The following is a 21453-nucleotide window of genomic DNA, read 5'->3' on the forward strand; positions in this document are numbered from 1 at the left end:
GAGACCCGCACATGCGCACACAGAAATGTCATGGACGTGTCATAGGGACGCTGGTGGGCTGCACGGCTCTCGTGCTCGCCGTCACCTCGGCCGCCTCGGCACAGCCCCTCCACCGCGCCGGCCCCGACCGGCAGACGCTGCCCGCCAAGGACGGGTGGGCCGCCTACGGCACGGGGACGACCGGCGGCGCCGGGGCCGACGCCGCGCACGTCCACACCGTCACCACCTGGGAGCAGTTCAAAGCCGCCCTCGCCGACGGCGGCAGCACCCCGAAGATCATCAGAGTCAAGGGCACCATCGACGCCGACGGGCCGAGCTGCGACTCCTTCGCCGTCCCCGGCTACGACTTCGCCACCTATCTGAAGACCTACGACCCGGCGGTGTGGGGCCACGGCAAGAACCTCGACGGCGAGCCCGACGACAGCCCCGAGGGCCTGCGCCGCGCCTCCGCCGCCCACCAGGACGCCTACGTCAAGGCGAACGTCCCCGCCAACACCACCATCGTCGGCATCGGCAAGGACGCCGGGTTCAAGGGGGCGAGCCTGCAGATCAAGGGCGTCGACAACGTCATCGTCCGCAACCTGAGCCTCGAGAGCCCCCTCGACTGCTTCCCGCAGTGGGACCCGACCGACACCGCCGACGGCAACTGGAACTCCGAGTACGACAGCGCGGTGGTCCACGGCTCCACGCACGTCTGGATGGACCACAACACGTTCACCGACGGGGACCACCCCGACTCCACCCTGCCGTCCTACTACGGGCGGATCTTCGAACAGCACGACGGTGAGCTGGACATCGTCAAGGGCGCCGACTACGTCACCGCCTCCTGGAACGTCTTCGAGGACCACGACAAGACGATCCTCATCGGCAACAGCGACAGCGCCTCCACCGCCGCCGTGGACCGGGGGCACCTGAAGGTCACCTTCCACCACAACCTGTTCGCCGACCTCGTCGAGCGCGCGCCCCGCGTCCGCTTCGGCCAGGTGGACTCGTACAACAACCACTTCGTCGCGGGCGACGGCTACGGATACAGCTACGGCATCGGCATGGAGTCCCAGCTCGTCGCCGAGCACAACGCCTTCACGCTGCCCGACGGGGTCCAGGCCGGTCTCATCCTGAAGAAGTGGAAAGAGGCGCCGGTCACCGCCGACGACAACTACGTCAACGGCAGGCGGACGGACCTGATCGCCGTCCACAACGCCCAGGTTCCCGGCGAGATCCTGCAGTCCGGGGCCGGATGGACGCCCGTCCTGCGCACCCACGTCGACCCCGCACGGGCCGTCCCCGGCCTCGTCGACCACTGCGCGGGCGCGGGCCACCTGCGCTGAAGCAGCCCGGGGCCGGGGAGCGACCCCGGCCCCCACCCCTTCACCGAGCCGCACCAGCGAAGGAGCCCTCGCATGCCCTCGCCCCACCACCGCCCGTCCAGACGGCACTTCCTCGCCGCCGGCGCCGCGGCCGCCGCCGCGCTCGGCCTCGGCGCCGCCCCCGCACGGGCCGCCGGCCGGCCCCGCCCGTTCGGCCGCTACGGCTCCCCGGCCCGCCGCCTGACCCCGGGCACCCTGTACGTCGACCCGCACGGCCGCGGCGACTTCACCTCCGTGCAGGCCGCGGTGACCGCCTCCGCCGGCAGCGGCCGCACCCTCGTCCTCGCCCCCGGCACCTACCGGGAGACGGTCGCCGTCGACCCGAGCCGCAGGGAGATGACCTGGATCGGCGCCTCGGAGGACCCCCGGGACGTCCTGATCGTTTTCGACAACGCGGCCGGCACCCCCAAGCCCGGCGGCGGCACCTACGGCACCACCGGCTCGGCCACCACCACCGTGCAGGCCGACGGCTTCACCGCCCGCTGGATCACCTTCGCCAACGACTGGCTGCGCGCCGACCACCCCGGCATCAGCGGCACCCAGGCCGTCGCCATCAAGGCGCAGGGCGACCGCAGTGCCTTCCTGCACTGCCGCTTCCTCGGCCACCAGGACACCCTCTACGCCGACTCCATGGCCCTCGGCACCTTCGCCCGCCAGTACTACGCCCACTGCTACGCCGAGGGCGACGTCGACTTCGTCTTCGGGCGGGCCACGGCGGTGTACGAGCACTGCCACTTCCGCACCCTGAACCGGACGGACCTGGCGGCCGCGCCGTACGGCTTCGTCTTCGCACCCTCCACCGCCGTCGCCAACCCGCGCGGCTACCTGGTCCTCCGCAGCCGCGTCACCAGCGAGGCGCCGGACGCCTCCTACAAGCTGGCCCGGCCCTGGGTGCCCGGTTCCGACCCCACCGCGCGCCCGATGCTCACCGTCCGCGACACCTGGCTCGGCCCCGGCATCGACGCGGTCGCGCCCTACACCGACATGTCGGCGAGCCATCCCTGGCAGGACCAGCGGTTCGCCGAGTACCGCAACACCGGCCCCGGCGCGGCCGTCACCGTTCCCGAGAACCGGCCCCGGCTGACCGACGCGCAGGCGGAGTCGGCGACCAGAGGGGCCTACCTCGGCGACTGGACACCGTGGAAGGAGTGCTGACCGTGCTCCCGCGCAGACGCCCGCTGCTCGCCTGACGACGGGCAGCAGCACGATCGGGGCAACGACGAACCGAACACACGGGAGAAAGGGGCCCGTTCGCCCGATGGCTTGATATCGATCGGGCAACGGGTCTCGCGCTCCCAGGGGTGACGCGCGTAGAAACCTGTCATGCATAAAACACTTCGGATCGCGGCAGTCGCCGCCGCGGCTACCGTCGCCGCCGGCGCGCTCTACGGCGCGGGCGCGGCCACCGCCGGGCAGTCGACGGCGAACTCCACCCACGAGCCCTACAACATCGGGCTGCTGGTGAAGGACATCGACACCTACTACGGGACCACGGCCGACGCGAACGGCGTCTACCAGGCGTCCCCGACCAGCCCGTACGCCAAGGACCTGGCACGGATCGACGCCGACGCCAAGCGGTACATCGACAAGGCGGCCCGCAAGGCGCACCGCCACGGCGAGAAGCCGGCCGTCATGTTCGACATCGACGACACCCTGCTGCTCAGCCTCGACTACGAGAAGCGCTACAACTACACGTACAACCCCACCACGTGGAACGACTACGTGAACCGGGCCGACCGCCCGGCCGTGTTCGGCAGCCCCGAGCTGGTGCGCTACGCCGAGTCCAAGGGCGTCGAGGTCTTCTACAACTCCGGCCTCACCGAGGCCCAGCGCACCGCCGCCGTGGAGAACCTGAAGAAGATCGGCGCCGATGTGAACCTCGACGCCGACCACATGTTCCTCAAGGACAAGGCCAACCCGCCGGCCTACCTCTCCGGCTGCGCCACCCCGGGCGCCTGGAACTGCACGACGGTGCAGTACAAGTCCGGCACCCGCAAGCACATCGAGGACGACCTCGGGTACGAGATCATCGCCAACTTCGGCGACCAGTACTCGGACCTGGACGGCGGATACGCCGACCGCACCTACAAGCTGCCGAACCCGACGTACTTCGTCAGCTGACCCCTCCGGGCAGGCGGCCGGCAGCCGCTCGTACTCCGCCCCCGCCACCGGCAGCACCGTGCCGTGGCGGGGGCCGGTCGCGCGGGCCGGTCGGCTGCGCGTCCCCGTCAGTTCCCGTGGTCGGGCGCGAAGCCGCCCTTCACCGCGTACGTGTGGCCGCCCGCCACGGCCGTGATCGTGTAGCCGTCGTCCTTCGCGTTCCGGCCGCCGCGCTCGTGGTTGTACTGCCCGGCGAACTCCCAGGTGCCCGCGGCGACCGTGCGGCCGGCCTTGAGCGTCCAGGTGTAGACGAGGAAGCCGTCGCTCCTCCGCGTCGTCTGCGTGAAGTCCGGCTCGGGCAGGGAGCGCCAGGCACCGGTCGGGGACACTCCGGCGGTCAGCCGCACGGTGAGCCGGACGGTGAGCGCGGTCAACTGCCGTGAGGTCTTGAGCGTCACGTTGCTCTGCGCCCAGAAGTCGTTGCTGTGCGGGTCGACCGAGCCGTCCGACCACAGGGGGCCGTCCTCCCCGCCGTCGGCCACGGGCGGCTGCGCGGAGGCCGCCGGTGTCCCGGACGGGGTGGCCTCGGGCGTGCGGGACGGGTGGGGGGAGCCCGTGCCGGGCGCCGGGGGCGCCGAGTGCGCCGGCCGGCGCGTGGTCGCGTCGGGGGAGGCGGCGGGCGTCGGCGGGACCGTGACCGTCGCCTGTGCGGGCGGGTCGTCCTTCACCGCGGAGGCCACCGCGTACCCGCCGGCCGCGAGGATCCCGGCCACCGCAGCCGTCGCGGTCGCCACCCGCGCCCAGCCGAACACCGGCGGCCGGGTGGCCCGGTGGTCGGCGCGGGTCTGCCCGGACATGCCGCGCTCCACCCGGGCCAGCATGCGCGCGCGGTCGGGCGCATGGGCGTCGGCCGCCTCGTGCAGCCGGGCGCGCAGCTCGTCGTGCACGTCCTGCTGCCTCATCGGTTCCTTCCTCCGCTCTCGCCGCCGCGCGCCATCGCCGCGTGCATCCGCTGCGGGACGCCCCGGCCGCCGAGCAGGCGCTGCAGTTCGGCCATGCCCTTGGACGTCTGGCTCTTTACCGTACCCACCGAGATCCCCAGGGCGAGTGCGGTGTCCTTCTCCGACAGGTCGAACGCGTGCCGGAGGACCACACACGCCCGTTTGCGGAACGGCAGCCTGCGCAGCGCCTCCTGCACGTCGACCACGCCGGCGACGTCCGGGTTCTCGGTCCGCTCCTCGCGGTGCGGCCAGAACAGCGCGATCCGGCGCCGCTCGCGCACCGCACTGCGGATCCGGGTGCGGGCCAGGTTGGCGACCACACCCCGCGCGTACGCCACCGGGCGGTCGGCCGCGCGCACCCGGTCCCAGCGGTGCCAGAGCGCGAGCAGCGCGTCCGCGGCCAGGTCGTCGGCGGCGTCCGCCTCCCCGGTCAACAGGTGGGCGAGGCGGGAGAGCTCGGCGTAGTGCCGCTCGAAGAAGGCATGGAACTCCACGGAGGCGGCGTCGTCGACGACTGTGCCCACGGGGTGACCTCTCTCGGTGCAGCTCGGGGTCTGTGCGTGTCATGTGAATGACATGCGAGCATCCGGAGGAGCTCCCGGACGGAGATCCGGAAGCGTACCAGTGACCTTTTCGTGTCGGTCGTACGGGGGTTCGGACAGCGTATGACGCACCGAACCGCGGGCGAGCCCGAATCGAGCCCGATTCCGTAACACGGGGAACACCTGAAACAGGTTCATCGGGGGAACAATCCAGCCAGCATCCGCACACCGCTCATCAGGCGACGAGGAGTACGCCCATGTCCGAGACGCAGAAGGTGGACCAGCGGCCCGGCGCCGCACCACCTGCCGGGAACGGCGTCGACCGGTACTTCAGAATCTCCGAACGGGGCTCCACCTTCGGCAGGGAGATACGCGGCGGATTCGCCACGTTCTTCACCATGGCCTACATCCTTGTCCTGAATCCGATCATCCTGGGCAGCGCAAAGGACAAGTTCGGCCACTCGCTCGACACCGGCCAACTCGTCACCGCCACCGCCCTGGTGGCCTGTGTGATGACGATCGTCATGGGCGTCGGCGGCAACCTCCCGCTCGCCATCGCCGCCGGCCTCGGCCTCAACGCCGTCGTCGCCTTCCAGCTCGCGCCGCTGATGAGCTGGCCGGACGCGATGGGCCTGGTGGTCCTGGAGGGCCTGGTCATCTGCCTGCTGGTCCTCACCGGGCTGCGGGAGGCCATCATGAACGCCATCCCGCAGCAGCTGAAGCAGGCCATCGGTGTCGGCATCGGCCTGTTCATCGCCTTCATCGGCTTCGTGGACGCCGGGTTCGTCAGCCGCATCCCGGACGCCGCGCACACCACCGTGCCCGTGCAGCTCGGCGCCGTCGGACGCCTGACCGGCTGGCCCGTCCTGGTCTTCTGTCTCGGCGTGCTGCTCACCATCGCGCTGCTCGCCCGCAAGGTGAAGGGCGCCATCCTCATCAGCATCGTGACGACGACCGTCGTCGCCATCGTCATCGACGCCCTCGCCGACATCAAGAGCTGGGGCCTGACCACGCCCAAGGTCCCCGACCGGATCGTCGCCGCCCCGGACTTCGGACTCGTCGGTCACTTCAGCCTGTTCGGCGGCTTCGCCAAGGCCGGCGTCCTCACCGCCGTCCTGCTGGTCTTCACCCTCATCCTGTCCGACTTCTTCGACGCCATGGGCACCATCGTCGGCATCAGCGCCGAGGCCGGGCTGCTGGACGAGAAGGGGCAGGTGCCCGGCATCGGGCGGGTGCTGTTCATCGACGGCGCCGCCGCCGTCGCGGGCGGTGTCGGCTCCGCCTCCTCCAACACCGCCTACATCGAGTCCGCCGCCGGCGTCGGCGAGGGTGCCCGCACCGGCTTCGCCAACCTGGTCACCGGCGGCCTCTTCGGCCTCGCCCTCTTCCTCACCCCGCTGCTCACCATCGTCCCGCTCCAGGCGGCGGCGCCCGCCCTGATCGCGGTGGGCTTCCTGATGATGACCCACGTCAAGCACATCGACTGGGACCGCTACGAGATCGCCATCCCGGCGTTCCTCACCATCGCCGCGATGCCCTTCACCTACTCCATCACCGACGGCATCGGCGCGGGCTTCGTGTCCTACGTCCTCATCAAGACGGTGCTGGGGAAGGCGCGTGAGGTGAACTGGCTGCTGTGGGGCGTCTCGGCGCTGTTCCTGGTGTACTTCGCGATCGATCCGGTGGAGCAGGTGCTCGGGGTGAAGTGAGGGGCGCTCACTTCAGTGCCGCCCGCATCATCGCCTTCGCCACCGGCGCCGCCAGTCCGTTGCCGCTGACCTCCGAGCGCGCCGCGTCCGACTGCTCCACCATCACCGCCACGGCGACCTCCTTGCCGCTGCTGTCGGACTTGCCGTAGGAGGTGAACCAGGCGTACGGCGTCTTGCTGTTGTTCTCGCCGTGCTGGGCGGTACCGGTCTTGCCGCCGACGGTCACGCCGTCGATCAGCGCGTTCGTACCGGTGCCGTCCTTCACCACCGTCACCATCGCCGACTGCAACTGCTCGGCGGTGGAGGAGCTGACGATCCGTCGCGTCCCGGCGTCGGAGTCGTAGTCCTTCAGCACGTCACCGCCGCTGTCGGTGATCTGCGAGACCATGTGCGGCGAGACCAGCCTGCCGCCGTTGGCGATCGCGGCCGACACCATGGCCATCTGCAGCGGTGTCGCGGTGACGTCGAACTGGCCGATGCCGGACAGCGCGGTCTGCGCCTGGTCCATGTCCGACGGGTACACGCTGGCGTAGGCCCGCACCGGCACGTCCAGCTTGTCGTCGTTGAAGCCGAACTTCTCCGCCATGGCCCGCACCTTGTCCTGGCCGAGCTGGACGGCCATGTGACCGAAGACGTTGTTGCAGGAGTACTGCAGCGCGACACGGATGGAGGCGTTCCTGCACGGCGCCGACCTGCTCTCGTTCACCAGGACGTGCGTCGTGCCCGGCGGGGTGTAGGGATCGGGGCTGTCGGTCGGGTCGTCCACGTTCTTGTACAGCCCGTCCTCCAGCGCGGCCGCCGCCACGACCAGCTTGAACGTCGAGCCCGGGGGCAGCGGCTGGCGCAGGGCGCGGTTGGTGAGCGGCTTGTCCTTGTCCGCGTTGAGGCTCTTCCAGGCCGACCCGGCCGTGTTGGCGCCGGTGAGCGAGGAGGGGTCGTACGACGGCGTCGAGACCACCGCGAGGATCTTCCCGGTCTTCGGGTCGATCGCGACCGCCCCGCCCTTCTTGTCGCCCAGCGCCTGGTACGCCGCCTTCTGCACCGCCGGGTCGATCGTCGTCAGCACGTTGCCCGGGTCGGCGCGCTGCCCGGTGAGGGTGCCCATCACCGTCTTGAGCCGGTTGTCGGTGCCCTTGAGCAGGTCCTGGTAGATGCCCTCCAGCTGGGTGGGCGCATAGGCCTGCGAGGCGTAGCCCGTCACCGCCGCGTACAGCTTGCCGTTCGTGTACGTCCGCTTGTACGCGAGGTCGCTCCCCTTCGTCCGCGCCGAGCCGGTGATCGCGTTCCCGGCCACGATGATGTTCCCGAGCGGCCGTGAGTACGTCTCGATCGCGTTCCGCCGGTTGTCGTTGTCGTCCGCGAGGGCCTTGCCGTCGTAGAACTGCACCCAGGTCGCCCTGACCAGCAGAGCGAGCACGAGCAGCAGCGCGAAGACGGACGCCCGCCTGATCGTCTTGTTCATCCCGCCCTGAAGACGAGCGAGGCGGGGGCGATCGTTCCCGTACGCCCGTGTTTCTCACCGGATGTTCAGGAAACCGGCCCCTGCCGAAGGGTCACGCGTCCAGGACGAGGACCACCTCGTCGATCTCCTCGCCGCGCCCCGCGGCGAACCCCCGCGCGCGTGCGGTCTCCCGGAATCCGCACTTCTCCAGCACCCGCAGCGACCCGGCGTTGTCGGCCGCGGCGCGGGCGTACAGCGGGCGGCCGGGGACCTCGGTGAGCAGGGCGCGCAGCGCGGCCGTGGCCACGCCGCGCCCCCAGTAGGCGCGATCGATCCAGTACGTCACCTCACGCTCGCCGGCCACGCGGTAGACCGCCGCGTTGCCGGCCACGGTCCCGTCGGCGAGGACGGTGCGCAGCACCTCGGAGGAGTCCCGCAGGCGGTGCCAGTGGGTCGCGAAGGCCTCCCGGTCGTGCGCGTCGTCCGGGCCGAACGCGGCCATGCGGACCGCGTCCGGATCGGTCATGTGCCGGTGGAACACCGGCAGGTCGCTGTCCTGCACGGCACGCAGCGCGATCTCCATGCTCCGAGCCTACGCGCCGCCCCGGAAGCGGCTCCGGCTCACAGCCTGCGCGTCGCCAGCGTGAGCCGGTCGCGGGCGTCGAACAGGGCGTCCTTGATCATCTGCTCGTGCGCGGGGGTCAGCCGGGCCACCGGGACCGAGCAGCTGATGGCGTCGCGGGCGGGCGTGCGGTACGGGATCGCCACGCCGAAGCAGCGCAGGCCCAGCGTGTTCTCCTCGCGGTCGACGGCGAAGCCCTGCTCACGGACCTGGTTCAGCTCCTCGATGAGCTTCTCGCGGTCGGTGATCGTGTGCTCGGTGAGCGCCGGCAGGGTCTCCGGCAGCAGCTTGCGCACCTGTTCGTCGGTGTGCGTGGCGAGCAGTGCCTTGCCGAGGGAGGTGGAGTGCGCGGGCAGCCGGCGGCCCACCCGGGTGAAGGGGCGCAGGTAGTGCTGGGACTGGCGGGTGGCCAGGTAGACCACGTTCGTGCCGTCCAGCCGGGCCAGGTGGATGGTCTCCGTGGTGTCGTCGGAGAGGCGGTCCAGGGTCGGCCTGGCCGCCGCCACGACCTCGTCGCCGTCGATGTAGGAGGTGCCGACCAGCAGCGCCCGCACCCCGATGCCGTACCGGGTGCCGGTGGCGTCGGTCTCCACCCAGCCCAGCTCCACGAGCGTGCGCAGCAGCATGTAGAGGCTGGACTTGGGATATCCCACGGCCTCCTGCACCGCCGCGAGGGAGTGCATACCGGGCTTGCCGGCGAAGTACTCGAGCAATTCCACGGTCCGCACCGCGGACTTGACCTGCGCCCCGCCGCCTGTCTCGCCTGCCGACATCGCCCTTGACCCCTTCGTTCGACGAGCACCTCGATATATAGTCTCCGAGCAGCATATTCATCATCAGAGACGGTGTTCAGTATATCGAACGCGGCTGATGGCCGACCTGGGCAATGCGGTCTTAACTGGAGGGACTCGCGGTGGCAGCAGCACCAGTCTGGAGTGTCGACCCGCGCACCGGGAAGCAGCGTGAACAGGTTGCGGTGGAGGCCACAGCCCAGGAGGTGGACGCGGTCGTCCGCGCCGCACACGCCGCCCGCCCCTCCCTCGCCGACCGCGCCGTCCGCTCCGCGTTCCTGCGCTCGGCCGCCGCCGGCCTGGACGCCGCCCGGGACCAGCTGGTGGAGGTCGCCGACGCCGAGACCGCGCTCGGCCCGGTCCGGCTGACCGGCGAACTCGCCCGGACGACGTACCAGCTGCGCGCCTTCGCCGGCATCGTGGACGAGGGTGCCTTCCTCGACGTCGTCATCGACCACCCCGACGACAGCGCCACCCCGCCCGTTCCGGACCTGCGCCGCTACAAGGTGCCGCTGGGCGTCGTGGCCGTCTACTCCGCCTCCAACTTCCCCTTCGCCTTCTCCGTCGCCGGCGGCGACACCGCGAGCGCGCTCGCCGCGGGCTGCCCGGTGGTCGTCAAGGCCCACCCCGACCACCCGGCGCTGTCCGAGCTGGTCGCCAAGGTGCTGCGCCGGGCCGCCGCCGAACACGGCATTCCCGAGGGCGTCGTCGGTCTCGTGCACGGCTTCGAGGCGGGCGTCGAGCTGATCGAGCACCCGCTGGTCGCCGCGGCCGGCTTCACCGGCTCGGTGCGCGGCGGGCGGGCCCTGTTCGACGCGGCCGCCGCGCGCCCGGTGCCCATCCCGTTCCACGGCGAGCTGGGCTCGCTGAACCCGGTCCTGGTCACCGAGGCGGCCGCCGCCGAGCGCGCCGAGGCCATCGGTACCGGGCTCGGCGGATCCATGACGCTGGGCGTCGGGCAGTTCTGCGTCAAGCCCGGCCTGGTGCTGGTGCCGTCCGGCGCGGCCGGTGACGGCCTGGTCAAGTCCCTCACGGACGCCGTCAGCGGCACCGACGCGGGCGTGCTGCTCGACCACCGGATGCGGGACAACTTCCTCGCCGGCGTCGCCGAGCGCGCGGAACTGGACGGCGTCGAGTCCCCGGTGACCCCGGGCGCGGGCGGCGAGCACAGCGTCAGCCCGGGCTTCCTGACGGTCCCGGCGAGCCGGCTCGCCGAGCAGGGGGCGTACGACCTGCTCCTGGAGGAGTGCTTCGGACCGGTCACCGTGGTGGCCCGCTACGAGGACCGGAGCGAGGCGAGCGCGGTCCTCTCCCGCCTGCCCGGCAACCTCACCGCCACCGTGCACCTGTCCGCCGAGGAGGCCGCCGGCGAGGGCCGGGGCGCGGAGATCCTCGCGGAACTGACCCCGCTGGCGGGCCGCGTGCTCGTCAACGGCTGGCCCACCGGTGTCGCGGTCGCCCCCGCCCAGCACCACGGCGGCCCCTACCCCGCCACCACCTCCACCTCCACCTCGGTGGGCGGTACGGCGATCGAGCGCTGGCTGCGCCCGGTCACCTACCAGAACGCGCCCGAGGCGCTGCTGCCCGAGGAGCTCCGGGACGACAACCCCCTCGGGCTTCCCCGGCGGTTCAACGGCGTCCTGGAGCGGTAGCGTCATCCGATGGACATGCAGCTTCCCGAACTCCCCTTCCCCCTGCGGACCTACGGTCCCGACGGCAACTGGTCCCACGACGGCGGTGTGCTCACCGGGTGGGCCGGGCCCCGGCAGGACCGGTTCGTGCCGCCCACCGGGGAGGCACTGGACACCGCCTCCGACGCGCCCCGTCTGCTCGGGGCGCCGCCCGAGGGCGACTTCCAGCTCATAGCCCGGGTGACGGTGGGCTTCAACGGGGCCTTCGACGCCGGGGTCCTCTACGTCCACGTGGGCGAACGGGCCTGGGCCAAGCTGTGCCTGGAGTACTCCCCGGACGTGCCCACGGTGTGCACGGTGGTCACCCGGGGCCACTCCGACGACGCCAACTCCTTCACCGTGGACGGAAGTTCGGTCTGGCTGCGGGTCAGCCGCACCGGCCGGGCCTTCGCCTTCCACGCCTCCCGGGACGGTGAGCGCTGGACCTTCGTCCGGCTCTTCACCCTCGGCGACGAGAAGGAGACGGGCGCGGCCCTGGTCGGTTTCATGGCCCAGGCGCCGCTCGGCGAGGGTTGTGTGGTCACCTACGACCACCTGGAGTTCAGGCCCGGCTGGCCGGACGACCTGCGAGACGGCAGCTGACGACGAGGGCCGGGGCGAACAGGAGCCATCCTCCGGGCCCGGTTCAGCCGGCGCGGAACCGGGGCCGGGGCCGCCTCGTCCTTCGTTGCATGATCAGTGACCGAGTGAACGGCGCCCTGGTGATCCGCACCGCCCTGCCCGCCGAAGCCGAGATCATCGCAGGCCTGCACCTGCGGGCCCGCTCGACCTACTACCCGGACGGCGTGCCCGAGAGCGACGTGGACTGGGTCGAGGCCTGGCGCGGTTCCATCGAGCGCCCCGACGGACGGGTGCTGTGCGCCGTCGGGCAGGGCCGGATCATCGGCATCGCCTCCTTCCGCATCCCGGACGGCGCACCCGCGGACACCGTCAAGCTGTTCCAGTTCCACGTCGACCCCGGCCACTGGCGCTCCGGCATCGGCTCGGCCCTGCACGCGGCCTGCGTGGAGGAGTGGCGGGCCGACGGCAGGCGGCAGGCCGTGCTCGATGTGCACGTGGACAACCGGCGCGCCCAGGCGTTCTACGCCGGCCGGGGCTGGCTCCCCGACCCCGCGAACCCGCCCGCCGAGGGCGACCACCACCTGTATCTGCGCCGCGCCGTGGCACCCCGGGAATGAAGCCCGCTGTTTGAACGTTCACGTATCGGCCGGAGAGAGCCTCCGCGCCGTACGGACCGGAAAGAGCCGAGAGCATGCGCGTCGAAATCTGGAGCGACATCGCCTGTCCCTGGTGCTACGTAGGAAAGGCACGCTTCGAGAAGGCGCTCGCGGCCTTCCCGCACCGCGACCAGGTCGAGGTGGTGCACCGCTCCTTCGAGCTGGACCCCGGCCGCGCCAAGGGCGACGTGCAGCCCGTGATCACCATGCTCACCCGCAAGTACGGCATGAGCGAGGCGCAGGCTCAGGCCGGCGAGGAGAACCTGGGCGCGCAGGCCGCCGCCGAGGGCCTGGACTACCGCACCCGGGACCGCGACCACGGCAACACCTTCGACATGCACCGCCTGCTGCACTTCGCCAAGGAGCAGGGCAGGCAGGACGAGCTGATCCAGATCCTGTACCGGGCCAACTTCGCCGAGGAGCGCTCCGTCTTCACCGAGGGCGACGAGCGCCTGGTGGAGTTGGCCGCCGAGGCCGGCCTGGACGCCGGCGCGGCCTGCGCGGTCCTCGCCGACCCCGACGCCTACGCCGAGGACGTCCGCGCCGACGAGCGCGAGGCCGCCCGGCTCGGCGCGAGCGGCGTGCCCTTCTTCGTCCTCGACCGGACGTACGGCGTCTCCGGCGCCCAGCCCGCCGAGGTCTTCACCCAGGCCCTGGCCCAGGCCTGGGGCGAGCGGTCCCCGCTGAAGGTGGTCCAGGGCGACGCCGAGGCCTGTGGCCCGGACGGGTGCGCGGTGCCGCAGCACTGAGAAACCGCAGGTCGGCGCGGACGTATAAGCAGCGCTTCGCGGATCTGCGTAAAGAATCGCAATGGACTGCTCCCTCCTGGGGCCGCAGAGTGGATCCATGGAGACCACGGAGACGTTCGAGAACCTCGTCCGCGCCGAGTTCACCCCCCGGAGCAGCTATCTCAACACGGCGAGCAACGGCCTGCTGCCCGCCCGCACCGTCAGCGCCCTGCACGAGGCCGCGCTGCTGCGGGCCGAGGGCCGGTCGGCGGTGCCGCTGTACGAGGACGTCGAGGCCTGCCGGGCCGCCTACGCCCGGCTCGCCGGCGTCCCGGCGACGCGGGTGGCGGCCGGCGCCTCGGTCGCCGCGCACACCGGGGTGATCGCGGCCTCCCTGCCCCCGGGCGCCGAAGTCCTCACCGCCGAGGGCGACTTCACCTCCGTACTGAACCCGTTCCACGTGCGCGGCGACCTCAAGGTCCGCACGGTCGCGCTGGAGCGGATCGCCGAGTCCGTCCGCCCCGGCACCGCGCTCGTCGCGGTGAGCGCCGTCCAGTCCGCCGACGGGCGGATCGCCGACCTGACCGCCCTGCGCGAGGCGGCCCGCGCGCACGGGGCCCGCACCTACGTCGACCACTCCCAGGCCGCCGGCTGGCTGCCGATGGACGCGGACGCCGACGACTTCACCGCGAGCGTCGCCTACAAGTTCCTGCTCGGCCCGCACGGAGCGGCCTTCCTCACGGTCCCGGAGGACTTCGGCGGCCTCACCCCGGTGCTGGCCGGCTGGGTCGCGGGCGAGGTGCCGTGGGACAGCTGCTACGGCCCGGTCACCGAACTCGCCCGCTCCGCCCGGCGGTTCGACCTCACCCACGCCCTGTTCAGCTACGCCGGGCTGCGCCGCTCCCTGGAACTGCTCGAGGAGGTCGGCGTGCCCGCCCTGCACGGCCACGCCGTCGCCCTCGCCGACCGGTTCCGCTCCGGACTCGCCGCCCTCGGCCACGAGCCCCTGCCCGCCCCCGGCTCGGCGATCGTCTCCGTGCCCGGAATCGGCGACCGCCAGGGCGAGTTGAGCCGCGCCGGCATCGAGGTCTCCGACCGTGCGGGCAACCTGCGGGCCTCGTTCCACCTCTACAACACGCCGGCGGACGTGGACCGCCTGCTCGACGCCCTGTCCGGCTGATGCCACCGGGCCCGGGGCCTCCCGTCCCGCACGGGAGGCCCCGGGCCCGGTGCTGCGGGGCCGTCACCCCACTCGTGTCACTTCACCGGCGTGAAGTCCCTCGCCCCGATGAACTCCGGCCGGCGCACCGGCGCCGCGAACGGCTCCACCGCGGTGTTCTCCACACTGTTGAACACGATGAAGACGTTGCTGCGCGGGAACGGCGTGATGTTGTCGCCGGAACCGTGCATGCAGTTGCAGTCGAACCAGGTCGCCGAGCCCGCCCTGCCGGTGAACAGCCGGATGCCGTACGCGCCGGCCAGCTCGGTCAGCGCCTCGTCGGACGGGGTGCCGGCGTCCTGCATCTGCAGCGACTTCTTGTAGTTGTCCTCGGGCGTGGCGCCGGCGCAGCCCAGGAACGTCCGGTGCGAGCCCGGCATGATCATCAGGCCGCCGTTGGTGTCGTGGTTCTCGGTCAGCGCGATCGAGACGGACACGGTGCGCATGTTCGGCAGGCCGTCCTCGGCGTGCCAGGTCTCGAAGTCCGAGTGCCAGTAGAAGCCGCTCGCGCCGAAACCGGGCTTGACGTTGATCCGGGACTGGTGGACGTACACGTCCGAGCCCAGGATCTGCCGGGCACGGCCGACCACGCGCTCGTCGCGCACCAGGTTCGCGAACACCTCGCTGATCCGGTGCACCTCGAAGACGGAGCGGATCTCCTTCGACTTCGGCTCGACGATGGAGCGCTCGTCGGCCCGGATCGCCGGGTCGGAGACCAGCCGTTCCAGCTCACGCCGGTAGACCTCGACCTCGTCGGGGCCGATCAGCTGGTCGACGGCGAGGAAGCCGTCCCGCTCGTAGGCCTGCAGGTCGGCGGTGGCGATGGGGCCCGGGGTGTCCGGGGAGCCCCAGACGACCGGGTCCTGGCGGGGCACGGTCACCTCACTGGTGCCGCGGGTGGGGTACAGGTCGGTGACAGCGGTCATGGGTGTCACACCTCCTCGGGCTCGGTGAGCAGCGGGTAGACGCCGTTCTCGTCGTGGTCCTCCCGTCCGGTGACGGGCGGGTTGAACACGCAGATGCAGTGGAAGTCCTCCTTGACGCGCAGCGTGTGCCGCTCGTGCCCGTCGAGGAGGTACATGGTGCCGGGGGTGATCGTGTACGTCTTCCCGGCCTCGTGGTCGGTGAGTTCGGCCTCGCCCTTCGTGCAGACGACGGCCTCGATGTGGTTGGCGTACCACATCGACGTCTCGGTCCCGGCGTAGAGGATGGTCTCGTGCAGGGAGAAGCCGACCCGCTCCTTGGCGAGGACGATCCGCTTGCTCTCCCAGGTGCCCGACTTGGACCTGACGTGCCGGTCGGTGCCTTCGATGTCCTTGAACGATCGGACGATCACGGTGGTGCCACTCCTAGTCGATCAGGCGGTTTCCCGGACGGCGCGGGCGAGGACGCTCAGCCCCTCGTCCAGCTCCTCGGGGGTGATGGTGAGGGCGGGCAGCAGCTTGACGACCTCGCCCTCGGGGCCGGACGTCTCGATGAGCAGCCCCAGTTCGAAGGCCCGCCGGGCGACCCGCGAGGCCCGGTCCTTGTCGTGGAACTCCAGGCCCCACACCAGGCCGCGCCCGCGGTACTCCTTCACGTCGGCGAGGTTCTCCTCGGTGACGGCGATCAGCCCCTGCTCGACCTGCTCGCCGCGGGTGCGGGTCTGCTTCTCCATGGCGGAGCCGTCGGTCCAGTACGTCTCCAGGGCCGCGGTGGCGGTGACGAACGCGGGGTTGTTGCCGCGGAAGGTGCCGTTGTGCTCGCCCGGCTCCCACAGGTCGAGCTCGGGCGTGAACAGGCACAGCGACATGGGCAGGCCGTAGCCGCTGATCGACTTGGAGACGGTGACGATGTCGGGCGTGATCCCGGCCTCCTCGAAGGAGAAGAAGGCGCCGGTGCGGCCGCAGCCCATCTGGATGTCGTCGACGATCAGCAGCATGTCCTGCCGCTCGCACAGCTCCTTGAGCGCACGCAGCCACTCGGGCCGGGCGACGTTGATGCCGCCCTCGCCCTGCACGGTCTCCACGATCACGGCGGCGGGCTTGTTGAGCCCGGAGCCCTGGTCCTCCAGCAGCCGCTCGAACCAGAGGAAGTCCGGGACCGTGCCGTCGAAGTAGTTGTCGAACGGCATCGGCGTGCCGTGCACCAGCGGTATGCCCGCGCCCGCCCGCTTGAAGGCGTTGCCGGTGACGGCGAGGGAGCCCAGCGACATGCCGTGGAAGGCGTTCGTGAACGACACGATCGCCTCCCGCCCCTTGGCCTTCCGGGCGAGCTTCAGCGCGGACTCCACGGCGTTGGTGCCGGTCGGGCCCGGGAACATGACCTTGTACGGCAGGTCGCGCGGGCGCAGCACCAGGTCCTGGAAGGTCTGCAGGAAGGACCGCTTGGCGGTGGTCGACATGTCCAGGCCGTGGGTGACCCCGTCCCGGGACAGATAGTCGATCAACGCCCGTTTCAGGACCGGGTTGTTGTGGCCGTAGTTGAGTGAGCCGGCCCCGGCGAAGAAATCGAGGTACGCATGGCCGTCCTCGTCGTACATCCGGCTGCCCTGCGCACGGTCGAACACGGTGGGCCAGCCGCGGCAGTAGCTGCGCACCTCGGACTCGACGGTCTCGAAGACGCTGAGGTCGGGCTGGGTGATGGTCACGTGAATCGCTCCTCAGTGCGAGGTGGTGGGGGTCAGCGGGCCGATGCGGTACAGCACTTCGGGGTCGTGCGGGCCGTCCGGGAACAGTCCGGCGGGGAACAGCACCTCGCGGGACAGCGCGGCGCCGTGCCGGGCGGCGAACGAGGTGAACAGGCGCTCGGAGGCGGTGTTGCCGGGCGTGATGGTGGTCTCCACCTCGGTGATCCCGCGCTCGGCGGCGAGCCGGGCGGTCAGCCCGTCCAGGAGCGCGGCGGCGATGCCGTGCCCCCGGTGGGAGGCGTCGACGGCCACCTGCCAGACGAGCAGGGTGCCGGGGCGGTCGGGCCGCACGTACCCGGTGACGAAACCGACGGGCTCGCCGTCCGCGCCGCGCGCCACCGCCGAGGTGGCGGCGAAGTCCCGGCACCAGAGCAGATAGCTGTACGAGGAGTTCAGGTCGAGGGTTTTCGAGTTCTTGGCGAGGCGCCAGAGCGTGGCTCCGTCCGTCACCGCCGGTCGGTCGATGAGCAGGTCTGCTGGTGCGGCAGTCATGCGGCACGAATTTAGCGAGGCAAATTGAAGAATGCACGACCGAGGCTCCGTGAGTGACCTCCGGTAATTCCTGTATGCCGGATTTGCACCCCGGAAAACCAGGACATACAGCCGTCCCTGTGGATTGAGTCACACCGCGGAAACCCGCATGAAAACTTACCCGTTTAGCCTCGCAAAAAGCGGGAAGGAGAAGACGGGAAGCTAGCAATGAATAAATTCGATGAAATTGTGAAGCTGATTTGAATTCTGCGGCCGGTAACAGAAACGGCCCGCACTGCATGTGCGGGCCGCTGTTTCTTGTGTGCGGGATCTCACCGCCAGGCGTCGTCCACCGCGCGGCGGGCCGCCTCCGGGTCCACCGCCAGGCCCCGCTCCCGGAGCGCCCGGCCGAGCGCGGCAAGGGACGCCCGCACGGCCAGCGGCAGTGCCGGGTCGCCGGCCAGGGCTTCGGCCACCAGTTCGGAGGCCACCACGCCCGACGGCACCCGGAGCGTCGTCGCGACCGGCGCCGCGTCCCGCGCCTCGTGCACATACGGCTCCAGGCCCCCGCCGAGGGCCACCGCACCGGCCCGCGTGGCCGGCGCGGCCGCGCGGTGCCGGGCCATCACCGTCTCCGGGCCCACCGCCTCCACCCGCTCCAGACACGCCTCCAGCGCCAGCATCTCCAGCTGGGCCGGAGCGTGCGGCAGCACCCTGCGGCCACCGTCGAGCCAGCGCTCCTTCCAGTCCAGAAGGGACAGGTAGGAGCGGCGTGGAGCGTTCGGGTTGGCCGCCATCCGGGCCCAGGCCCGCTCGCTCACCGAGATCGCCGAGACGCCCGCCGGGCCGCCCAGCGCCTTCTGTGCGCCGATCACGCACAGGTCCACGCCCCACGCGTCCGGCAGCACCGGCTCCGCGCCGACGGAGGCGACCGCGTCCAGATGGAAGAGGGCGCCCTGCTCCCGCACCGCCGCGCCGATCTCCGCGACCGGGTTGGTGTTGCCGGTCGCCGCCTCCGCGTGGACGAGCGAGACGAAGTCGATCTCCGGGTGCACGGCGAACGCCTCCCGGATCTGCTCGGCGCTCACCGCCGCACGGAAGGGGACCGAGAGGTCGTGCACCGTCGCACCGGAGTCCCGGAGCCAGTTGTCGAACGTCTGGCCGTACGGGCCGGTGATCACGTTCAGCGCCACCGTGCCCGGACCGGCCGCCGCGCGGATCGCTCCCTCCAGCGGCAGCAGCGCCTCGCCCTGGGTGATCAGCACGTGGGCATCCCCATCGATCTTAGGTCGAACGGCAGCCCAACCATCGGTTTGGTTTGAGAGACCCCAACATCTCCTTATAATCGGAAGCCACAGTTCCCTCATAGGAGAAACTTCCCATGACATCCCTCCTCGGGCGCCGGACCCGCCTTCTGGCCGCCACCACCGCGACCGCCGGACTCGTGCTCGTCGCGGCCGGCTGCTCCTCCAGCGACTCGGGGAGCGGCAAGACCACCGTCAAGGGGGTCCACCTGGTCAAGGCCGGGCAGCTGACCACCTGCACCCACCTGCCGTATCCGCCGTTCCAGTCGGAGATCAACGGCAAGGTGCAGGGCTTCGACGTCTCGCTCATCGACCTCGTCGCCAAGGATCTCGGCGTCAAGCAGCAGATCCTCGACACGCCGTTCGAGAACTTCAAGACCGGCGCCTTCCTCAACTCCGGCCAGTGCGACCTGGCCGCCGCCGGCATGACCATCACCGCCGAGCGCAAGAAGAACGTCGACTTCTCCGACCCGTACTTCGAGGCCACCCAGGCGGTGCTGACCGCCAAGAACAGCGGCGTCACCTCCCTCGCGGACGTCAAGGCCAAGGGCAAGAAGCTCGGCGCGCAGGCGCAGACCACCGGTGAGGACTACGCCAAGAGCAAGGGCCTCGACCCGGTCTCCTTCCACTCCTCCGACGCGGTCCTCAACGGCCTGCGCACCGGCCAGGTCCAGGCCGTCATCATCGACTACCCGGTGGTCCAGGGCTGGCTGAAGGACAAGGCGAACGCGAACGCCTTCCAGGTCGTCGACAACCTCAAGACCGGCGAGCAGTACGGCTTCACGGTCAAGAAGGGCAACAAGGCCCTGCTCGACGCCGTCAACAAGGCCCTCAAGAACGCCAAGGCCGACGGCACCTACAAGAAGATCTACGAGCAGTGGATCGGCCCCTACGACGCTGCCGCCGCCTCCCCGTCGGCCTCCTGACCCCATGACCGACACGGACACCCGGAGCCGGCCGAAGAGGTCGGGCCTCACCCGCCGTCAGAAGCGCCGGCTCTCGCGCGGGGCGCAGTACGCCGTCTTCGCCGCCGCGGTGATCGCCTTCGCGGTCACCGCGGACTGGGGGCGGCTGCAGAACCAGTTCGCGCAGGCGCACATCGCGCAGCAGCTCTTCCCGGACATCATCACGGTGGCCCTGAAGAACACCGTGCTGTACACCCTGTCCGGCTTCGTCGTCGGCCTCGCCCTCGGGCTGGTCATCGCCCTGATGCGGCTGTCGTCCGTGGGGCCCTACCGCTGGATCGCCGGCGTCTACATCGAGATCTTCCGCGGCCTTCCCGCCCTGCTGATCTTCATCTTCGTCGGCGTCGGCCTGCCCCTGGCCTTCCCGAGCATCCAGTACCCGGGCGGCACCTACGGCAAGGTCGCCGTCGCGCTCGGCCTCGTCTCGGCCGCCTACATGGCCGAGACGATCCGCGCGGGCATCCAGGCCGTGCCCAAGGGCCAAACGGAGGCGGCCCGTTCGCTCGGGTTCTCGCCCGCCCGGGCCATGGTCTCCATCGTCCTGCCGCAGGCCTTCCGGATCATCCTGCCGCCGCTGACCAACGAACTCGTCCTGCTCTTCAAGGACTCCTCGCTGGTGCTGTTCCTCGGCGTCACCCTGGAGGAGCGCGAGCTGTCCAAGTTCGGCAACGACCTGGCCAGTACGACCGCCAACTCCACGCCGATCCTGGTCGCGGGCCTGTGCTACCTGCTGATCACGATTCCGCTGAGTCTCGTCGTGCGCCGGATGGAGACCAACGCACGGAGGGAGATCCGGTGACCAGCCCCGAGATCCGCGTCCAGGACCTGCACAAGTCCTTCGGCGACAACCACGTCCTGCGCGGCATCGACCTGGAGATCGGCCAGGGCGAGGTCGTCTGCGTCATCGGCCCCTCCGGGTCCGGCAAGTCGACCCTGCTGCGCTGCGTCAACCTCCTCGAGGAGCCCACCCGCGGCCAGGTCTTCGTCGGCGGGACCGAGCTGACCGACCCCGACGTCGACATCGACGCCGTGCGCCGCCGCATCGGCATGGTCTTCCAGCAGTTCAACCTCTTCCCGCACCTGAGCGTCACCGAGAACCTCACGCTCCCGCAGCGCCGGGTGCTGAAGCGGGACAAGGCGACCGCGGCGCGCGTCGCCGCCGAGAACCTCGCCCGGGTCGGCCTGTCCGACAAGGCGGACGCCTACCCCTCCTCCCTCTCCGGCGGCCAGCAGCAGCGCGTGGCCATCGCCCGTTCCCTGGCCATGGGCCCGGAGGTGATGCTCTTCGACGAGCCGACCTCCGCGCTCGACCCCGAACTGGTCGGGGACGTCCTCGCCGTGATGCGCCGGCTGGCCGAGGAGGGCATGACGATGATGGTCGTCACGCATGAGATGACCTTCGCCCGCGAGGTCGCCGACCGGGTCGTCTTCATGGACGGCGGTGTGATCGTCGAGGACGGCAGCCCCGGACAGGTCATCGGCGACCCCCGCCACGAACGCACCCGCCACTTCCTCTCCCGCCTGCTCGACCCGGCGATGGCCGAGGTCGAGGAGGAGACCTCGGACCAGGTGGGCAAGACGGAGGCCTAGGCCTTTCGTTCGGATCAGGCCGGATCG

Annotated in this window: 22 protein-coding genes; 12 read left to right on the forward strand and 10 right to left on the reverse strand. The window is 70.9% G+C overall.

Translation table 11 applies throughout. The features are described from left to right. Positions 1-11 precede the first annotated feature (11 nt). The 3 genes from ACZ404_RS18775 to ACZ404_RS18785 all read left to right on the forward strand — a co-directional run bounded on the left by ACZ404_RS18775 (position 12) and on the right by ACZ404_RS18785 (position 3488). Complete coding sequence (locus tag ACZ404_RS18775; protein ID WP_468441172.1) at positions 12-1328, forward strand: pectate lyase family protein; 1317 nt, start codon at positions 12-14, stop codon at positions 1326-1328. A 72-nt stretch (positions 1329-1400) separates the two neighbouring features. Next, positions 1401-2522: a pectinesterase family protein gene (locus tag ACZ404_RS18780; protein WP_468441174.1), complete on the forward strand. Its 1122-nt coding sequence runs from the start codon at positions 1401-1403 to the stop codon at positions 2520-2522. Positions 2523-2690: 168 nt separating this feature from the next. Further along, positions 2691-3488, forward strand: a complete 798-nt coding sequence (locus tag ACZ404_RS18785; RefSeq protein ID WP_468441176.1) for an HAD family acid phosphatase — start codon at positions 2691-2693, stop codon at positions 3486-3488. Between the two features lie 107 nt (positions 3489-3595). On the opposite strand, the gene ACZ404_RS18790 is transcribed toward ACZ404_RS18785, so the two are convergent. Together ACZ404_RS18790 and ACZ404_RS18795 are read right to left on the reverse strand one after the other, a co-directional pair. After that, a complete protein-coding gene (locus tag ACZ404_RS18790; protein WP_468441178.1) occupies positions 3596-4429 on the reverse strand; it encodes a hypothetical protein in 834 nt (277 codons plus the stop codon). After that, positions 4426-4992 carry a SigE family RNA polymerase sigma factor gene (locus ACZ404_RS18795; protein WP_468441180.1) on the reverse strand — a complete coding sequence of 189 codons (567 nt, stop codon included), beginning with the start codon at positions 4990-4992 and terminating at the stop codon, positions 4426-4428. The genes ACZ404_RS18790 and ACZ404_RS18795 overlap by 4 nt, the downstream gene beginning before the upstream one ends. A 275-nt stretch (positions 4993-5267) precedes the next feature. Between ACZ404_RS18795 and ACZ404_RS18800 the strand changes: the two genes are divergently transcribed. After that, positions 5268-6719 (forward strand): NCS2 family permease, encoded by a 1452-nt coding sequence (locus ACZ404_RS18800; RefSeq protein ID WP_468441182.1) that lies wholly within the window; start codon positions 5268-5270, stop codon positions 6717-6719. Between the two features lie 7 nt (positions 6720-6726). On the opposite strand, the gene ACZ404_RS18805 is transcribed toward ACZ404_RS18800, so the two are convergent. From ACZ404_RS18805 to ACZ404_RS18815, 3 genes are all read right to left on the reverse strand, one after another. Then, on the reverse strand, positions 6727-8181 hold the full coding sequence (locus ACZ404_RS18805) for a peptidoglycan D,D-transpeptidase FtsI family protein (RefSeq protein WP_468441184.1): 1455 nt from the start codon (positions 8179-8181) through the stop codon (positions 6727-6729). A 91-nt stretch (positions 8182-8272) separates the two neighbouring features. Further along, on the reverse strand, positions 8273-8743 hold the full coding sequence (locus tag ACZ404_RS18810; protein WP_468441186.1) for a GNAT family N-acetyltransferase: 471 nt from the start codon (positions 8741-8743) through the stop codon (positions 8273-8275). A gap of 38 nt (positions 8744-8781) precedes the next feature. After that, positions 8782-9555: an IclR family transcriptional regulator gene (locus tag ACZ404_RS18815; RefSeq protein ID WP_468441188.1), complete on the reverse strand. Its 774-nt coding sequence runs from the start codon at positions 9553-9555 to the stop codon at positions 8782-8784. Positions 9556-9695: 140 nt separating this feature from the next. On the opposite strand from ACZ404_RS18815, the gene ACZ404_RS18820 reads away from it, so the two are divergent. The 5 genes from ACZ404_RS18820 (at position 9696) to ACZ404_RS18840 (ending at position 14389) form a co-directional block, all read left to right on the forward strand. Then, positions 9696-11225 carry an aldehyde dehydrogenase (NADP(+)) gene (locus ACZ404_RS18820; protein WP_468441190.1) on the forward strand — a complete coding sequence of 510 codons (1530 nt, stop codon included), beginning with the start codon at positions 9696-9698 and terminating at the stop codon, positions 11223-11225. 9 nt (positions 11226-11234) lie between these two features. Further along, positions 11235-11846, forward strand: coding sequence for a DUF1349 domain-containing protein (locus ACZ404_RS18825; protein ID WP_468441192.1), 612 nt, complete (start codon positions 11235-11237; stop codon positions 11844-11846). A gap of 89 nt (positions 11847-11935) precedes the next feature. Further along, on the forward strand, positions 11936-12442 hold the full coding sequence (locus ACZ404_RS18830) for a GNAT family N-acetyltransferase (RefSeq protein WP_468441194.1): 507 nt from the start codon (positions 11936-11938) through the stop codon (positions 12440-12442). A gap of 74 nt (positions 12443-12516) precedes the next feature. Continuing rightward, positions 12517-13230: a DsbA family oxidoreductase gene (locus ACZ404_RS18835; protein ID WP_468441196.1), complete on the forward strand. Its 714-nt coding sequence runs from the start codon at positions 12517-12519 to the stop codon at positions 13228-13230. 97 nt (positions 13231-13327) lie between these two features. Next, complete coding sequence (locus tag ACZ404_RS18840) at positions 13328-14389, forward strand: aminotransferase class V-fold PLP-dependent enzyme (RefSeq protein WP_468441198.1); 1062 nt, start codon at positions 13328-13330, stop codon at positions 14387-14389. A gap of 77 nt (positions 14390-14466) precedes the next feature. Here the strand turns inward: ACZ404_RS18840 and thpD are convergent, their stop codons facing one another. The 5 genes from thpD to ACZ404_RS18865 all read right to left on the reverse strand — a co-directional run bounded on the left by thpD (position 14467) and on the right by ACZ404_RS18865 (position 18832). Then, positions 14467-15354: an ectoine hydroxylase gene (thpD, locus tag ACZ404_RS18845; RefSeq protein ID WP_468441200.1), complete on the reverse strand. Its 888-nt coding sequence runs from the start codon at positions 15352-15354 to the stop codon at positions 14467-14469. A gap of 5 nt (positions 15355-15359) precedes the next feature. Continuing rightward, on the reverse strand, positions 15360-15764 hold the full coding sequence (locus tag ACZ404_RS18850) for an ectoine synthase (RefSeq protein ID WP_391719297.1): 405 nt from the start codon (positions 15762-15764) through the stop codon (positions 15360-15362). A 21-nt stretch (positions 15765-15785) separates the two neighbouring features. Next, positions 15786-17057, reverse strand: a complete 1272-nt coding sequence (ectB, locus tag ACZ404_RS18855) for a diaminobutyrate--2-oxoglutarate transaminase (protein WP_468441203.1) — start codon at positions 17055-17057, stop codon at positions 15786-15788. A gap of 12 nt (positions 17058-17069) precedes the next feature. Next, positions 17070-17588 carry a diaminobutyrate acetyltransferase gene (gene ectA / locus ACZ404_RS18860; protein ID WP_468441205.1) on the reverse strand — a complete coding sequence of 173 codons (519 nt, stop codon included), beginning with the start codon at positions 17586-17588 and terminating at the stop codon, positions 17070-17072. Positions 17589-17899: 311 nt separating this feature from the next. Continuing rightward, positions 17900-18832, reverse strand: a complete 933-nt coding sequence (locus ACZ404_RS18865) for an aminotransferase class V-fold PLP-dependent enzyme (RefSeq protein WP_468441206.1) — start codon at positions 18830-18832, stop codon at positions 17900-17902. A 116-nt stretch (positions 18833-18948) separates the two neighbouring features. Here ACZ404_RS18865 and ACZ404_RS18870 point away from each other — a divergent pair, with 116 nt between their 5' ends. The 3 genes from ACZ404_RS18870 to ACZ404_RS18880 are packed head-to-tail and all read left to right on the forward strand — an operon-like array spanning position 18949 to position 21426. Then, entirely contained in the window at positions 18949-19797 is an 849-nt protein-coding gene (locus ACZ404_RS18870; RefSeq protein WP_468441208.1) for a transporter substrate-binding domain-containing protein, read from the forward strand. A 4-nt stretch (positions 19798-19801) separates the two neighbouring features. Then, positions 19802-20635, forward strand: coding sequence for an amino acid ABC transporter permease (locus tag ACZ404_RS18875; RefSeq protein WP_468441210.1), 834 nt, complete (start codon positions 19802-19804; stop codon positions 20633-20635). Then, a complete protein-coding gene (locus ACZ404_RS18880) occupies positions 20632-21426 on the forward strand; it encodes an amino acid ABC transporter ATP-binding protein (protein ID WP_468441212.1) in 795 nt (264 codons plus the stop codon). The genes ACZ404_RS18875 and ACZ404_RS18880 overlap by 4 nt, the downstream gene beginning before the upstream one ends. Positions 21427-21453: the final 27 nt, after the last annotated feature.

Source organism: Streptomyces sp. NPDC030798 (assembly GCF_055572275.1).

What these genes read in the sequence shown, in the direction of transcription:
- ACZ404_RS18775 (WP_468441172.1), top strand. Translation starts at nt 12, where the DNA reads ATGCGCACACAGAAATGTCATGGACGTGTCATAGGGACGCTGGTGGGC.
- ACZ404_RS18780 (WP_468441174.1), top strand. Translation starts at nt 1,401, where the DNA reads ATGCCCTCGCCCCACCACCGCCCGTCCAGACGGCACTTCCTCGCCGCC.
- ACZ404_RS18785 (WP_468441176.1), top strand. Translation starts at nt 2,691, where the DNA reads ATGCATAAAACACTTCGGATCGCGGCAGTCGCCGCCGCGGCTACCGTC.
- ACZ404_RS18790 (WP_468441178.1), bottom strand. Translation starts at nt 4,429, where the DNA reads ATGAGGCAGCAGGACGTGCACGACGAGCTGCGCGCCCGGCTGCACGAG.
- ACZ404_RS18800 (WP_468441182.1), top strand. Translation starts at nt 5,268, where the DNA reads ATGTCCGAGACGCAGAAGGTGGACCAGCGGCCCGGCGCCGCACCACCT.
- ACZ404_RS18805 (WP_468441184.1), bottom strand. Translation starts at nt 8,181, where the DNA reads ATGAACAAGACGATCAGGCGGGCGTCCGTCTTCGCGCTGCTGCTCGTG.
- ACZ404_RS18810 (WP_468441186.1), bottom strand. Translation starts at nt 8,743, where the DNA reads ATGGAGATCGCGCTGCGTGCCGTGCAGGACAGCGACCTGCCGGTGTTC.
- ACZ404_RS18815 (WP_468441188.1), bottom strand. Translation starts at nt 9,555, where the DNA reads ATGTCGGCAGGCGAGACAGGCGGCGGGGCGCAGGTCAAGTCCGCGGTG.
- ACZ404_RS18825 (WP_468441192.1), top strand. Translation starts at nt 11,235, where the DNA reads ATGGACATGCAGCTTCCCGAACTCCCCTTCCCCCTGCGGACCTACGGT.
- ACZ404_RS18830 (WP_468441194.1), top strand. Translation starts at nt 11,936, where the DNA reads ATGATCAGTGACCGAGTGAACGGCGCCCTGGTGATCCGCACCGCCCTG.
- ACZ404_RS18835 (WP_468441196.1), top strand. Translation starts at nt 12,517, where the DNA reads ATGCGCGTCGAAATCTGGAGCGACATCGCCTGTCCCTGGTGCTACGTA.
- ACZ404_RS18840 (WP_468441198.1), top strand. Translation starts at nt 13,328, where the DNA reads ATGGAGACCACGGAGACGTTCGAGAACCTCGTCCGCGCCGAGTTCACC.
- thpD (WP_468441200.1), bottom strand. Translation starts at nt 15,354, where the DNA reads ATGACCGCTGTCACCGACCTGTACCCCACCCGCGGCACCAGTGAGGTG.
- ectA (WP_468441205.1), bottom strand. Translation starts at nt 17,588, where the DNA reads ATGACTGCCGCACCAGCAGACCTGCTCATCGACCGACCGGCGGTGACG.
- ACZ404_RS18870 (WP_468441208.1), top strand. Translation starts at nt 18,949, where the DNA reads ATGACATCCCTCCTCGGGCGCCGGACCCGCCTTCTGGCCGCCACCACC.
- ACZ404_RS18875 (WP_468441210.1), top strand. Translation starts at nt 19,802, where the DNA reads ATGACCGACACGGACACCCGGAGCCGGCCGAAGAGGTCGGGCCTCACC.